Annotated in this window: 10 protein-coding genes; 5 read left to right on the top strand and 5 right to left on the bottom strand. The window is 74.0% G+C overall.

The genetic code is table 11. From position 1 onward, the window contains the following. Nucleotides 1–149: 149 nt before the first annotated feature. The 4 genes from IEZ27_RS20770 to IEZ27_RS20755 all read left to right on the top strand — a co-directional run bounded on the left by IEZ27_RS20770 (nt 150) and on the right by IEZ27_RS20755 (nt 4,461). The gene (locus IEZ27_RS20770) at nt 150–1,544 is read left to right on the top strand and encodes an NAD(P)/FAD-dependent oxidoreductase (protein WP_189648787.1); all 1,395 of its coding nucleotides are present in this window, start codon (nt 150–152) and stop codon (nt 1,542–1,544) included. Nucleotides 1,545–1,602: 58 nt separating this feature from the next. Next, complete coding sequence (locus IEZ27_RS20765) at nt 1,603–2,475, top strand: alpha/beta hydrolase (protein WP_189648786.1); 873 nt, start codon at nt 1,603–1,605, stop codon at nt 2,473–2,475. A 58-nt stretch (nt 2,476–2,533) separates the two neighbouring features. After that, complete coding sequence (locus IEZ27_RS20760) at nt 2,534–3,478, top strand: quinone oxidoreductase family protein (protein ID WP_189648785.1); 945 nt, start codon at nt 2,534–2,536, stop codon at nt 3,476–3,478. Nucleotides 3,479–3,570: 92 nt separating this feature from the next. Next, nucleotides 3,571–4,461, top strand: coding sequence for a serine hydrolase (locus tag IEZ27_RS20755; protein WP_189648784.1), 891 nt, complete (start codon nt 3,571–3,573; stop codon nt 4,459–4,461). A 10-nt stretch (nt 4,462–4,471) separates the two neighbouring features. Here the strand turns inward: IEZ27_RS20755 and IEZ27_RS20750 are convergent, their stop codons facing one another. Further along, nucleotides 4,472–7,012, bottom strand: coding sequence for a PEP/pyruvate-binding domain-containing protein (locus tag IEZ27_RS20750; protein WP_189648783.1), 2,541 nt, complete (start codon nt 7,010–7,012; stop codon nt 4,472–4,474). 233 nt (nt 7,013–7,245) lie between these two features. Between IEZ27_RS20750 and IEZ27_RS20745 the strand changes: the two genes are divergently transcribed. Beyond that, complete coding sequence (locus IEZ27_RS20745) at nt 7,246–8,484, top strand: MFS transporter (RefSeq protein ID WP_189648782.1); 1,239 nt, start codon at nt 7,246–7,248, stop codon at nt 8,482–8,484. On the opposite strand, the gene IEZ27_RS20740 is transcribed toward IEZ27_RS20745, so the two are convergent. From IEZ27_RS20740 to IEZ27_RS20725, 4 genes are read right to left on the bottom strand one after another with little or no spacing between them, the layout of a single operon-like run. Further along, nucleotides 8,453–9,958 (bottom strand): DHA2 family efflux MFS transporter permease subunit, encoded by a 1,506-nt coding sequence (locus tag IEZ27_RS20740; protein ID WP_189648781.1) that lies wholly within the window; start codon nt 9,956–9,958, stop codon nt 8,453–8,455. The two genes, IEZ27_RS20745 and IEZ27_RS20740, sit on opposite strands and share 32 nt — an antisense overlap. Before the next feature lie 35 nt (nt 9,959–9,993). Then, a complete protein-coding gene (locus IEZ27_RS20735; protein WP_189648780.1) occupies nt 9,994–12,840 on the bottom strand; it encodes an AfsR/SARP family transcriptional regulator in 2,847 nt (948 codons plus the stop codon). A gap of 7 nt (nt 12,841–12,847) precedes the next feature. Beyond that, the gene (locus IEZ27_RS20730) at nt 12,848–13,594 is read right to left on the bottom strand and encodes an isocitrate lyase/PEP mutase family protein (RefSeq protein ID WP_189648779.1); all 747 of its coding nucleotides are present in this window, start codon (nt 13,592–13,594) and stop codon (nt 12,848–12,850) included. Beyond that, the gene (locus tag IEZ27_RS20725) at nt 13,591–14,346 is read right to left on the bottom strand and encodes a cytochrome P450 (protein ID WP_189648778.1); all 756 of its coding nucleotides are present in this window, start codon (nt 14,344–14,346) and stop codon (nt 13,591–13,593) included. The genes IEZ27_RS20730 and IEZ27_RS20725 overlap by 4 nt, the downstream gene beginning before the upstream one ends. Nucleotides 14,347–14,383: the final 37 nt, after the last annotated feature.

The following is a 14,383-nucleotide window of genomic DNA, read 5'->3' as shown; positions in this document are numbered from 1 at the left end:
CCTGCGGGGGGATTGGTGTATTTCCGACCAAGAACAGGGAGGCGAGATCGGATTTCGGCGGGGGGAACCCGCGCGTGATCACATCACCCCTTTGGATCCCGCAATCAAAACAATGAACAATCTAAGAACTTCGTAGGGAAGTGGGATTTGTGGATCCGCTGAAGGCGCTGGCTGACGCGGAGCGCAAGCCGTACTGGCTGGACAGTCCGGCCAGACCCGAGCCGCGCGCGCGGCTCATCGGAAACACCGACGCCGACCTGGTCGTCGTCGGCGGAGGCTTCTCGGGGCTGTGGACGGCCCTGATGGCCAAGGAACGTGACCCTTCGCTGGACGTCGTCCTGCTCGAAGGGCGCAGGATCGGCTGGGCGGCCACGGGCCGCAACGGCGGGTTCTGCATGGCGACCCTCACCCATGGCCTGGCCAACGGCCTGGAGCGGTGGCCGGAGGAGATCGGCCGCCTCGAACGCATGGGCGTGGACAACCTCGACGAGATCGAGCGCACGCTGGAGCGCCACGGCATCGACTGCTCCTTCGAGCGCACCGGCGAGCTGCACGTGGCCACCGAGCCGTGGCAGCTCGACTCGCTGAGCGAGCATCTCGACCTGATCTCCGAGCTGGGGCTCGACTACGTGCCGCTGGACGAGCGGCAGGTGCGGGCCGAGGTCAACTCGCCGACCTACCTGGGCGGCCTGTGGGAACGCAGCGGCTGCGCCATGCTCGACCCGGCGCGGCTGGCCTGGGGGTTGCGCGATGCGTGCCTGCGGCTCGGCGTACGGGTCTTCGAGCGCAGTCCGGTGCGTTCGCTGAGCGACGACGGCACGACGATCACCCTGCGCACCCCGTACGGGTCCGTGGGGGCGCGCCGGGTGGCGCTGGGCACGGGGGTCTTCCCGCCCCTGCTGCGCAGGCTCAAGCACTTCGTCGTCCCGGTGTACGACTACGCCCTGATGACCGAGCCGCTGAGCGCGGCCCAGCTCGCCGAGGTGGGCTGGGGCAACCGTCAGGGCGTCGGCGACTCGGGCAACCAGTTCCACTACTACCGGCTGACCGACGACAACCGCATCCTGTGGGGCGGCTACGACGCGGTCTACTACAACGGCGGCCTGGTCAAGCCGGAGTACGAGCAGCGTGACGAGACCTTCGTCAAGCTCGCCGAGCACTTCGCCACCACCTTCCCGCAGTTGTCCGGGGTGCGGTTCACGCACCGCTGGGGCGGCGTGATCGACACCTGCAGCCGCTTCAGCGCCTTCTACGGCACGGCGCACGGCGGCCGGCTGGCCTACGCCGTCGGCTACACCGGCATGGGCGTCGGGGCCACCAGGTTCGGCGCGAACGTCATGCTGGACCTGCTGTCCGGCGAGGCCACCGAGCGGACCGAGCTGCGGATGGTCAAGGAGAAGCCGATCCCGTTCCCGCCCGAGCCGGTCCGGTCGGGGGTGATCCAGTTCACCCGGTGGTCGATCGCGCAGGCCGACCAGCATCAGGGCAAGCGCAACCTGTGGTTGCGCACGCTCGACAGGATGGGCCTCGGGTTCGACTCCTGATCGGTGTCACGAGGGGGCGCCGGGCCCGTCGCCGCGGGCCTGGCGCACACTTGTGGCCATGAGGATCGAGTTCGTGGCCGACGGCGTCCCCCTGGTCGGCGACCTCCGTGTTCCCGAGGGCGCGGGCCCCTGGCCTGGGCTGGTGCTCACCGGGCCGTTCACCGGGGTGCGCGACCAGGTCACGGGGCTCTACGCCGACCGGCTGACCCGGCGTGGGTACGCGACGCTGGCCTTCGACCACCGCAACTGGGGCGAGTCCGGCGGCCAGCCGCGCGGCCAGGAGGACCCGCAGGGCAAGCTGCACGACCTGCGCGCCGCGGTGTCGTTGCTGCGCTCGCGGCCCGAGGTGGACGCCGGCCGCGTCGGCGTCGTCGGGATCTGCCTGGGCGCCGGGTACGCGCTGAGGTTCGCCGCCTTCGACCCCCGCGTACGGGTGTTCGCGGGCATCGCCGGGGCCTACAACAACCCGTACACGATGCGGTCGGGCATGGACTACCAGGGGGCCCTGGCCGGGCTCACCGCCGTGCTGGAGCGGCAGGACCTGGGCGGCCCGGTCGAGTACGTGCCCGCCGTGGCCGAGGAGGGCGAGGCGGCGATGCCGGGCGACGAGCCGTTCGCCTACTACGGCACCGAGCGCGGCGCCTCCGCTCACTGGCGGAACCAGGTGACGCGGGCGAGCGTGCGCGAGCTGATCACCATGGACAACATGACGGGCGCCGACTTCCTGTCGCCGAAGCCCGCCCTGATCGTGCACGGCGTGATCGACAGGTTCTGCTCGCCGGAGGGGGCCGAGGAGGCGTTCAAGCGGCTCGACCAGCCGAAGAGGCTCGTCTGGGTGGACGCCAAGCAGCACATCGACCTCTACGACCGCGAGCCGTACGTGTCGCAGGCCGTGGACGCGACCGCGGACTTCCTCGGCGAGCACCTGTGACGGGCTGCCGGAACCCCTGACGTTACGCTGGATGGGTTCGCGCTGATCGGGGGGATTCATGCGTGCCATCCAGTTTGCCCGTTTCGGCGGGCCCGAGGTGCTCGAAGAGGCCGAGGTGCCCGACCCGGTCGTGGGCCCGGGGCAGGTGATGGTCGACGTCGAGGCCGCGGGGATGAACTTCGCCGACGTACGGCAGATCTCCGGCCACTACTCGGCCCCGGACGCCCTGCCGCACATCCCGGGCAACGAGGTCATCGGGCGAGACCCCCGGGGGCGGCGGGTGATGGGCTTCACCGCCAACGGCTACGCCTCCAGGGCCGTCCTCGACGAGGCCGAGGTCGTGGTCGTGCCCGACTCGCTGCGGCCCGGCGAGGCGCTGGCGCTGCTCGTGCAGGGGCTCACCGCCTGGCACCTGCTGCGCTCGTCGGCGCGGCTCAGGGAGGGGGAGAGCGTCGTCGTGCACTCCGGCGCGGGCGGTGTGGGCAGCCTGGCCGTGCAGCTCGCCAAGGTGTTCGGCGCCGGGCGGGTGATCGCCACCGCCTCCGGCCAGGACAAACGCTCGCTCGCCCGCGACCTGGGCGCGGACGCCGCCGTGGACGGCTCGGCCGACGGCTACGCCGAGCGCGTCATCGAGGCCAACGGCAACCTGCCGGTGGACATCGTGCTCGACGCCGTGGGCGGGGAGGTCTTCGACGCGGCGCTGACCGTGCTGGCCCCCTTCGGGCGGCTGGTGACGTACGGGTCGTCGTCGGGCGAGCCGGCCCGGCCGGTCGATCCGGGCCGGCTCACCGCGGGCAACCTGGCCGTACTCGGGTTCTGGCTGCGTCCGCTGCGGGTGCGGCCGGAGATGATCGGGCCCGCGCTGGGCGAGCTGCTCACGCTCACCGCGACCGGCCGGATCAGGCCGCTGGCGGGCGGCGAGTACCCGCTGGCGGAGGCGGCGCGGGCCGTGGCGGACCTGGCGGGGCGGCGTACGGTCGGAAAGGTCGTTCTGCTGCCCTGACGGGCAGGGTGTGACAGATGCCGCTACTGGGCAGGAGGTGAGCAAACCCCCGAGAGGTGATGATCACGGGGGTTTTGCGTGTGTGGTGGAGATTGCTGGCTGTCGCGGCGGTCTGGGCGCTCGCGGGCGGTTGCGCGGACGAGCGCTCGCCCGTGTTGCCGGAGGTGGTGAAGGCCCCGGCGAAGATCGCCCGATGCGTCCTGACACTTCAGGACGCGAGGGCCGGGGACGTGGCCCGTGAACGGCTCCAGCGCGACATCGACCAGTACGTGTCCGGGCGCCCCGGACGGGTGGCCTACAGCTTCCTGGAGCTCAACAGCGGCGTCGGCTTCGGCCACGCCGAGCACCAACACGACATGATCACCGCCAGCGGCGCCAAGGTGGACATCCTCACCGCGCTCATGCTCGACCGCGACCGCCTCCACGAGGACGAACGCGACCTGGCCGAACGCATGATCATCGAGAGCGACAACGGCGCCGCCGACGCGCTGTGGGGCCGGGTGGGCGGCGCGATGAGCGGCGTCTACCAGCGCCTCGGCCTGAACGAGACCGCCCCGGGGCCCGGCATGTACTGGGGCGGCACCAGCACCAGCCCCGCCGACCGCATCCGCCTGCTGAAGGTGCTGGTGAACGGCGGCAAGGGGCTCTCGGACGGCGACCGCGCCCTCGTGCTCGGCCTGATGGGCCGGGTGGTGAAGGACCAGTCGTGGGGCGTCAGCGCGGCCGCCCGGCCGGGGGACCGGGTGGCGTTGAAGAACGGCTGGACGCCGCGCCCGTTCATCCACAACTCGTGGGCCGTGACCAGCTACGGCCGCGTCGTCGGGCCGGGGCGCGACCTGCTGCTGGCCGTTCAGACCGACCAGCAGCCGGGGGAGGGGCCGGGCATCGAGACCATCGAGCGGGTGGCCAGGATGATCGGCTCGCGGTTCGACGAGCTGTCCCCGACGACGACCCGGTCCTGTCCCAAGAACCCGGTCGCCTGAGCTGCCCGTGTCAGGCGACCGTGCCCGCGGTGCCGTCCACGGTGACGGTCTGGCCCGTACGGATGCGCTCGACCGCGTGCGGGACGCCGACGACGGCCGGGATGCCGTACTCGCGGGCCACCACCGCGCCGTGCGAGTTGGACCCGCCCATCTCCATGACCAGCCCGCCCGCGGTCAGGAACAGCGGCGTCCAGCCCGGATCGGTGGACGGGCACACCAGGATCTCGCCGGGCTCCAGATGTGCGCCCACCGGGTCGAGCACGACCCTGGCCACGCCGGTGACCTGTCCGGGCGAGGCGGGCGAGCCGGTCAGCGCGCCCTCGGCCGCCCCGCCGGAGGCGACGGCCTCGGGCTCGGTGCCGTCCGAGAGCAGCACCCGCGGCACGTGCCTGCGGCGCAGCTCCCGCTCGTGCCGCTCACGCCGTTCGGCGACCCGTCCGCGCAGGTCCCGGCCGGACTTGGCCTCCGCCAGCGTCAGGAAGAACACGTCGCCGGGCGCGTCGAGCAGCCCCCGGCCGGCCAGCTCGCGGCCCACGTCGAGCAACTGGGCGCGCAGCGCCGCGAAGATCCGCACGATGAGGAACTTCGGCAGCTCCCGCACCCCCACCAGTTCCCTGGCCCGGCCGAGCGCGAAGCGCACCACCCGGCCGCGCAGGCCGCCCACGCGGCCGGCCAGCTCCTCGACCATGGCCTCGGCCTCGGCCGCGCCCCTGGCGAACAGCACGTCGGGGGCCAGGGCCGGGTCCTCCAGGCGCAGGTAGTTGGCGAGCATGCCGATGACGTGTGTGGGGTCCTCCGACCAGCGGGGGAGGCCGAGGTCGATCTCGGCGACCGCGCGGTGGCCGTACTCGTCGAGGAAGTCGCGTACGGGGGCGGGCAGGGGCTCGCGGGCCAGGAGGGCGGGCGGCTCGGACAGGAAACGGGCCGCCACCGCGGGGTCCCGGCGCAGGCGTTGCGCGAGCGCCCACAGCGCGAGGTCCATCTCGGTGGTCACGTTCCTGGGCGCGCCGCGCAGGACGGTCTGCAGCTCGCCGGGTGCGACCCTGCCCTTCAGCAGGCGGGCGGCCAGCAGCAGCATGGGCACCGCGGCGGCGGCCACCGGGAAGGCCCGCGGCGCGATCGGCACGACCTGGCCGATCAGCGCCCTGGCCACGTGGTCCACGCGCTCGGTCAGGCTCGCGCCGGTGGGCGGGGCCAGCCGGGCGAGGTGGGCGTCGGCCTGCCTGCGTACGCGCCGCTCGGCGCCCGCCGGGTCGGCGAGCGCCCGGACGAACGTGACCGGCACGCCGTGGCGCAGCGTGATCGCGGCCACCCGGCGGGCGAAGGGCCACACCGAGCGCCGGGTGACGCTGAGCCGCGGGTCGTCGAACAGGCCGCGCAGGACCCGGGCGGACCTGGCCTCCATGACGTCGAACACGCGCGGCACGACCGCCCGGCCGACCCGGCTCCGCAGCACGCCCGTGACGTCGATGAACAGCCGCCCGCCCGCCGCGGCGAAGGCGGGCGCCCCGGCCAGCGGCGCGGCGACGGGGAAGCCGAACAGGCCGGACACCCCGGCGGACACCGCCCGTGCCGCCGCCAGCCCCATCGGCGTGAACGGCCTGAAGACGCCCTGGGCGACGCTGAAGCAGAAGTAGGCCCGCAACCCCTCGCCGCGATGCCCGCCGGGCACCGGGAACAGGGTGGTGATCGGCCTGGCCTGGGTCAGCCACAGCTCCCCGGCCTGGTCGAAGGCCCATTCGAGGTCCTGCGGCGCGCCGTAGAGCTCCTCGACGCGCGCGCCGAGCGCGGCCAGCTCGCGCAGCTCGCCGTCGGTCAGGCACGGCTCCCCGGAGGCGGCGGCCCGCTCGTGGACGACGCCGCCGCCCGGCAGGGGACGGACGGCCAGGAGCTTGTCGCCGGGCCGCCGTTCCAGGACGCGCCCGCTGTCGGGATCGACCACGAAATGGTCGGGGTTGACCGCCCCCGACACCACGGACTCGCCCAGGCCGGGGGCGGCGTCGATGACCGCCTGCCGGCGCCGGCCGGTGACCGGGTTCGCGGTGAACATGACGCCGGCGGTCCGCGACTCCACCATGCGCTGGACGACCACGGCCAGGCTGACCGTCCGGTGGTCGATGCCGTTGGACTCGCGGTAGGCGACCGCCCGGTCGGTCCACAACGAGGCCCAGCACCGGCGTACGGCGTCGAGCACGGCCTCGGGGCCGACCACGTTGAGGAAGGTGTCCTGCTGGCCGGCGAAGCTGGCGTACGGCAGGTCCTCGGCGGTGGCCGACGAGCGGACCGCGACCGGGCCGCCGGGAAGTGCCTCGACCACGGCCCGCGCGAGGGCGGCGGGGATCGTGGCGTCGAGGATGTGCTTGCGGGCCACCGCCGGGTCCGTCACGTCGCCGAGCCCGGCGGTGATCGCGCGGTACGCCTCCGTGGTGACGCAGAAACCCGGCGGGACGGGCAGCCCCGCCCTGGTGAGCACGCCGAGGTTGGCCGCCTTGCCGCCGGCCTGCCCGAGCATCGAGCCATCGATGTCAGGAAATTTCAGGATCGCGTCCATGTGCACTGCCTCCATCCACACTCCGACGGTAAATCTCAACGGCGTTGAAGTCAACGATAAATGAATTAAGTCGACCGTTTCCTGCAATAGGATCGGCTCTTGTCGCGTTTGACTGAAGTGAACTGATTGACCGCTCGGCGGCCGGCGCCCGCCGGTATCTACCCCGGTCGAAGCCCACCTCCGACGGTGTGCTCCCCCGGGAGAGGACTCCGTCATGATCTGGACGGAGACCCTTGAAGTCCTACCTCCACGTGCTGGCCACGCCAGGAGCCTGGCGGTTCCTGGTGCCCGCGCTGCTGGCCCGCGTGCCGTTCGCGATGACCCAGATGGGCATCCTGCTGCTGGTCCAATGGTCCACCGGCTCCTACGGCGCGGCCGGGATCACCGCCGCCGCCACCGCCGTCTCCCAGGCCCTCGTCGGCCCTCAGACCGGCCGCCTGGCCGACCGCCACGGCCAGGCCCGCGTGCTGCTGCCGCAGGTGGCCGTGCACGCCCTGGCCATGGGCGGCCTGCTGGCCCTGGCCGCCGCGCACGCGCACCTCGGGCTGCTGGTCGCCGTGGCCGTCCTCGTCGGCGCGTCAGGCCCGCAGGTCGGTTCGATGGTCCGGGCGCGCTGGGCGCACCGGCTCGGCGGCACCGGCCGGCTGAACACCGCGTTCGCGGTCGAGTCGATCACCGACGAACTGACGTTCACGCTGGCCCCGGTGTTGCTGGTGGGGTTGTCCACGGCGTACTCGCCGGTGGTCGCGCTGCTCGGCGGGCTGGTGCTGATCCTGGTCGGCACGGTGGTCTTCGCCGTCGTCCGGACGGACGTGCCCGAACCGGCGCCGGTCCGGGTCGCCGCCTCCAAGGGCGTGCTGCGGCGACGCGGCGTGGCGCTGCTGGCCGCCGCCTTCCTGGCCATGGGCTCGGTCTTCGGCAGCCTCCAGGTCGGCGTCACCTCGCTCACCACCGCCCTGCACGCGCCCGCGTCCGCCGGTCCCGTCTACGGCGTGTTCTCCGCCGCCAGCATGCTCGGCGGCCTGCTGTACGGCGCCGTCCGCTGGCGGCCCACCGCCCGCGTCCGGCTGGCCGCCGGGCTGGCCCTGCTGGCGGTCGCGACCAGCGCGTTCACGCTCGCCGGCGCGATCCCCCACCTGTACGTCGCCGCCGCCCTGGCCGGCCTGGTGATCGCCCCCGTGGTGATCACCGGCTACACCCTCGTCGAGGGCCTGGTCGCGGCAGAGGTCCGGACGGAGGCGTTCACCTGGCTGAACGGCGGCATCGCCCTCGGCATCGCCGCCGGATCGTCGGTCGCGGGCCAGCTCGTGGACCACTTCGGCGCCTCCCTGGCGTTCGTGGTCGCGCCGGTGGCCACCGGCCTGGCCGCACTCCTCGTACTGGCCAGGATCGGCAGCCTGCGCCCGCGGCCCGCCGCGCCCGCGCCGGGCGTGCCGTCGCTCACGGGTGAACCGGCGACTCTTCCCGGATGACCTTCGGTACCCCGCGCAGCCCCGCCAGCGCCAGCACCGCCACCACGGCCAGCAGCACGGCCGTGACCAGCGTCGTCACGTGCATGCCGGACATGAACGCGGTCCGCGCCGCCCGCATCAGCTCGCCGGCCGCCTCCGATGGCAGGCCGGCCGCCGTGCGGGTGGCCCCCGCGATCGACTCCCGCGCGGCCTCCCCTGGCACCCCGGCGGGCAGGCGCAGGTTCGCCTGGTAGACGCTGTTCAGCACCGTGCCCAGAATCGCGATGCCGAGCGCCCCGCCCAGCTCGAACGCCGTCTCCGACACCGCGGCCGCCGCCCCCGCCCGCTCCTTGGGCGCGGTGGCCAGGACGTTGTCGTTGTTCACGGTGAACGTGAGCCCGACCCCGAGCCCGCCCACCAGCATGACGGGCAGCAGGGTGAGGTAGTCCAGCTCGGTGCCCAGGGTGCTGTACCAGGCGAACGCGCCCGAGTTCAGCGCCAGCCCGAGCGCGACCACGCCGTTCCGGCCGAGCGGGCCGATGAGCCGGGCCGCCAGCACCCCGCCCACCGCGCCGCTCAGACCGCCGGGGATCTGGGCCAGCCCCGCCTGCAAGGGGGACCAGCCCAGGACGAGCTGGAGGTACCAGGCGAACAGCAGGCTCATGGCCGACAACGCGAAGATCGCCAGCAGGTTCGTGCCCACGGACGCGCTGAAGGCCCGCCGCCGGAACAGCCGTACGTCGATCAGCGGGTCGGCCAGCCGCGTCTGCCGCCGTACGAACAGACCCAGGCACACCACGCCCACCACGGCCGCCACGAGCACGTCGGCCTGCGCCGGACCCTGGTGGGCGGCCTCCTTGACCGCGTAGACGGCCGTCACGATCCCGGCGAAGGACAGGACCACGCTGGGCACGTCGAGGCGGCCGGGGGCCGGGTCGCGCGACTCCGGCAGCACCAGGAACCCGGCGACGAGCACCAGCACCATGATCGGCACGTTGACGAGGAACACCGACCCCCACCAGAAGTGGTCCAGCAGCACACCCCCGACGACCGGCCCCAGCGCGAACCCGGCCGCGCTCATCCCGCTCCAGATCCCGATCGCCGCGGTGCGCTCGCCCGGATCGGTGAACACGTTCCTGACGATCGACAGCGTGGACGGCATGATCATCGCGCCCGCCACGCCCAGGAGCGTCCTGGCCGCGATCAGCAGCTCGGGGTTCGGGGCGTAGGCGGTCACCACCGAGGCGAGGCCGAAGCCGGCCGCGCCGATCAGCAGCAGCCGCCTGCGGCCCACCCGGTCGCCGAGGTTGCCCATGGTGACGAGGAGACCGGCCAGGGCGAAGCCGTAGATGTCGCCGATCCAGAGCAGTTGTGTGGAGTTCGCGCCGAGGTCGGCGACCAGCCGGGGCAGCGCCAGGTGCAGGACGGTGAGGTCTATCGAGAGCAGCAGCGTGGCCAGGCAGGCGACGGCCAGGCACGCCCATTTGTTCGTCATGCCGTCCACGGTCGCGGGGGTGGCTGACGGCGCGCCTACCGTCCGCTGACCGCCCTGTCGCGGGTGGCGTCGATGCGCTTGCGGATGTCCTCGGTGCTGTACCAGTCGTCGGGGCACTCCGCGCGGGCCTGGGCCAGCAGGGACAGCGCGACGTCGCGTTCGCCCTCCGCCAGTGCCACCTCGGCCAGCCCGAGGTGCGCCCAGGCCAGCATGTCCATGGAACCCACCCGGCGGGCCAGCTCGGCCGCCTCCTCGTAGTCGGCCCGCGCGCCCAGCGGCTCACCCATGCCGAGCAGCGCCTCGGCGCGCCGGCACAGGGCCTCGGCCATCTCCGCCCGTACGCCGAGCTCGCGGGCCACCGTCAGCGCCTCGTCCGACAGCGCGTACGCGGCCGCGTAGTCGCCCTGCTCGGAGGCCAGCGAGCCGAGCCCCGACAACACCAGCACCGCCCCCCACCGCTCGCCGATCTCCCGGAACGTGGCCAGACTGCGCCGGAAGGAGGCCACCGACTCCTCGACCCGGCCCAGGATCTGCAGCACGAACCCCGCCCCGCTGTACGACAACGCCCGCTGCCAGGGCGGGAGGCCGTCGACGTGCTCCAGCAGCTCGTGGTAGATCTCCTCGACGTCGCCCGGCGGCCCGGTGAACATCGAGCGCATCATCATCAGGAACTCCACCCGCTCCGGCAGGTGGGTCACCGGCAGCAGCTCGCGCACCTCCGCCAGCCGTTCGCGCAGCTCCTCGTCGGCCACGCCCGTCCACGCGCTGACGAGCACGCACATGACGTACTCCTCCTCCATGCCGGTAGGGCAGGCGCCGCCGGTCCTGGCCAGCAGCCCGGCGGCCAGGTTCGCGCTGGTGCCGCGGTGGCCGCGCATCCACCAGTAGCAGGAGCTGTGCGCCAGCAGCAGCAGGCCGGTCTCCAGCTGCCCGGACTCGGTCGCCCAGCGTACGGCGGCGTCGAGGTCGTCGCTCTCGGCGTCCAGCCGGGCCAGCCAGTCGAGCTGGTCACCGGTCCGCAGCAGCGGGTCGGCGGTCAGGACCAGGTCGAGGTAGTAGGCGGTGTGGGCGTCCCGGACCGCGGTGGTCTCGCCGGACTCGGCCAGGCGTTCGGCGCAGAACTCCCGGATCGTGTCGAGCATGCGGTACCGGCCGCCGACGTGCTCCACCAGCGACTTCTCCGCCAGCGAGAACAGCACCTCCTCCGGCAGCCCGCACACCCGCTCGGCCGCCCGAGGCGTGGCGCCGCCCACGAACACGCTCAGGCGTCTGGCCAGGCGCTGCTCGCCGTCGTCCAGCAGGTCCCAGCTCCACGCCACGACCGCGTGGAGCGTCTGGTGCCGGGGCAACGCCGTACGGCTGCCGCGGGTCAGCAGCCGGAACCGGTCGTCCAGGCGGGCCGCGACGTCGGCGACCGACAGCGTACGGAGGCGGGCCGCGGCCAGCTCGATGGCCAGCGGCAGCCCGTCGAGCGCCCGGCAGATGCGTACCACCTGCGCGGCGTTGCCGGCCTCCACGGCGAAGCCGGGCCGGACGGCGGCGGCCCGGTCGGCGAACAGCCGCACGGCCGCGTACGCCAGCGGGTCGTCCGGCTCGGGCGGCGGCAGGCGCAGCGGGGACACCGGCAGGATCGACTCCCCGGTGATGCCCAGCGCCTCGCGGCTCGTGGCCAGCACCCGCAGCCCCGGGCAGGAGGCCAGCAGCGTGTCGGCGAGGTCGGCCGCGGCGCCGACCAGATGCTCGCAGTTGTCCAGGACGAGCAGCAGGTCGCGTTCGGCCAGCACGGTGCCCAGCCGGGTGACGGGGTCGAGCGCGGGCCGCTGGGGCGCGTGCAGCAGGGCGTCGCGGATGTCGAGTGCGACCAGCACCGCGCCGGGCAGGCCCGCCGCGTCGGCCACCGGGGCGAGGGGCACGAAGCACACGTCGCCCGGCTCCTGGCCGGCCGCCTCCTGGGCGAGCCTGGTCTTGCCCGCGCCGCCCGGCCCGATCAGCGTGACGAGCCTGCTGCCCCGCAGCCGCGCGCCCACCTGCGCCAGCTCCTCGGCCCGGCCCACGAAACTGGTGAGCTGCGCCCGCAATCCCTGCTTGAGCCCCGGCTGCCCGCCGGTCGCCCCCACTGCTTTCGCCGGCGGGGTCGTCCCGGCCGCCTCGCCGAGGGCCGGGTCGGCGCGGAGCACGGCCAGGTGGGCGGCGGCCAGTTCGGCGCCCGGCTCGACGCCCAGCTCGTGGTCGAGCTGCCGCCGCGCCTCGCCGTAGACGGCCAGGGCCTCGGCCTGCCGGCCGCTGCCGTACAGGGCGCGCATGAGCTGGGCGCGCAGGCGTTCGCGCAGCGGATGGGCGGCGGTGAGCCGGCGCAGCTCGGCGACCAGGTCGCGGTGCCGGCCGAGTTCCAGGTCGGCCTGGATGCGGTCCTCGGTGGCCGCCAGCCGCAGCTCCTCCAGTCCGGCCGCGGCGGACCCGGCGTGCGGCGCGTCGGCGAGCGGCGCGCCCCGCCACAACTCCAGCGCCTCGCCCAGCAGCGCCGCCGCCCGTCCGGCGTCCCCATCCGCCAGCGCCCGCCGCCCGGCCGCGGCCAGGAGCTCGAACCTGCGCGCGTCCACGTCCTGCGGGTCGGCGACCAGGCGGTAGCCCGCCGGGTGGAACTCGACCAGGTCCCGGCCGAGCGCCCGGCGCAGCCTGGAGACCTGGGACTGCAGCGCGTTGGCCACGCCGTCCGGCGGGTGGGGGCCGTACAGGCCGTCCACGAGCTGGTCGGCGCCGACCACGCGGCCGGCGTGCAGGGCCAGCAGGGTGAGCAGGGCGCGCACCCGCGGCCCGCCGAGCGCCACCGGTGCGCCGTCCTCGTCCAGCGCGCTGGTGGGACCGAGGATCTCGAAGCGCATGCCCTGATTATCGGGTCTCCGGGAGGATCGCGGTGATTTCTCCGTACGTCGGCAGCGCCGGGGCCTCCTTGCCCTGCGCGCTCAGCACGGCGGCCAGGGCACCCTGGAGGGCCGCGCGGTAGAGCAGCGAGCCGGTGCTCACCCGCGCGACCCCGGCCCCGGCGAGCTGGTCGAGCGTGGGCCCGGCCGGCTGGTAGAGCACGTTGACCGGCAGCGGCGTACGCGCGACCACCTCGGCGATCTCCGCCAGGTCCGACAACCCGGGGACGAAGATGCCGTCGGCCTCCCCGTAGGCGTCCACCCGTTCCCGCCAGTCGCCGGTCCCGAGCCAGTGGGTGTCGGTACGGGCGTTGACGAACACGCCATGGCCCTTGGCCGCCTCGATGATCCGCCGGTGCAGCCCGACCGGGCGCAGCGTGCCGTCGGGACGGCCGTCCTCCAGGTTGACGCCCGCCACCCCGAGCGCGGCCAGGCCCGCCACCAGGTCCGACACCTCGGCCGGGTCGTCGCTGAACCCGCCCTCGATGTCCACCGTGACCAGCACGCCCAGATCCTTGACCGTCTCGGCCAGCTCGATCGTCTCGGCCTTCGTCGCGCCGGCGGCGTCCGGTTTGCCGTGCACGGCGGACACGCCGAGGCTGGTCGTGCCGATCGCCGGGAAACCGTGCGCGGCGAGGAACGCGGCCGAGCCGTAGTCCCAGGCGTTGGGCAGCAGCAGCGGGTCGCCCGGCCGGTGCAGGTCGTGGAAGTTCATCGGCCGGTCCCTCCGAGGAGCGCGTCGAGCACGCCCGCGGCCAGTGCGAGCGCGTGGGCGGGGGCGGGGCAGGGGCGCAGGCCGTCCCCGAAGGTCAGGTGGGGGGCCGGGCCGCGGGTGACGTCGAAGCGGGCCGGGTCGGGGAACACCTCGGGATCGCGATTGGCCGCGACCAGGTCGATCGTGACCTCTTCGCCGGTCCTGGTGTCGAGCCTGCGGCCGGCCTTGAGCGGCGGGTCCTGCCTGAGCGTCTCGTGCAGCACCGCCTCGGGGTCGTCACCCGGGCGCGCGTGGGCGAGCGCGTTCTCGATCAGCGCCTCGGTGGCCGCGTGGCCCTGGAGCAGCAGCGTGACGGCCGGCAGGTCGGTCAGTTCCACCAGCTCGGCGACGGCGGCGTCGGCCTGCGGGCCTCCCTCACCCGACAGGTAACCGCTCGCGGCCGCCGGTACGGCGGAGGTGTCCCGTACGCCGAGCGCGGCCCCGAGCACGGCCGTGGGCACGCCGCGCCAGTCGCCGCCGCGTTCCTCGGTCGCGGTCCTGGCAGCCGTCCGCAGCGCGGCCGGGTCCAGCGCGGACAGGCGCTCGACGACCAGGCGGCGGCGTTCGGCGTGCGTGTCGCCGGTGCTGAAGCGCGAGACCTGGGCCCGCAGCCAGGCGAGCGTCCCCGGCTCGCCGTCCTGCGGGACGGGGGGCGGCACGTACCGGCTGTCGGAGAGCACCGCCCTGGCTTCGGCGTGGTGGGTGATGAGCATGGGTTCACGCTAGGTCGCGGATCGTTCGACGGGGGAC

The sequence above is a fragment of the Nonomuraea spiralis genome (assembly GCF_014648435.1).
GTDB lineage: Bacteria > Actinomycetota > Actinomycetes > Streptosporangiales > Streptosporangiaceae > Nonomuraea > Nonomuraea spiralis.
The sequence above is the reverse complement of the archived record's forward strand: the minus strand, read 5'-3'. Positions and strand labels throughout refer to the sequence as shown.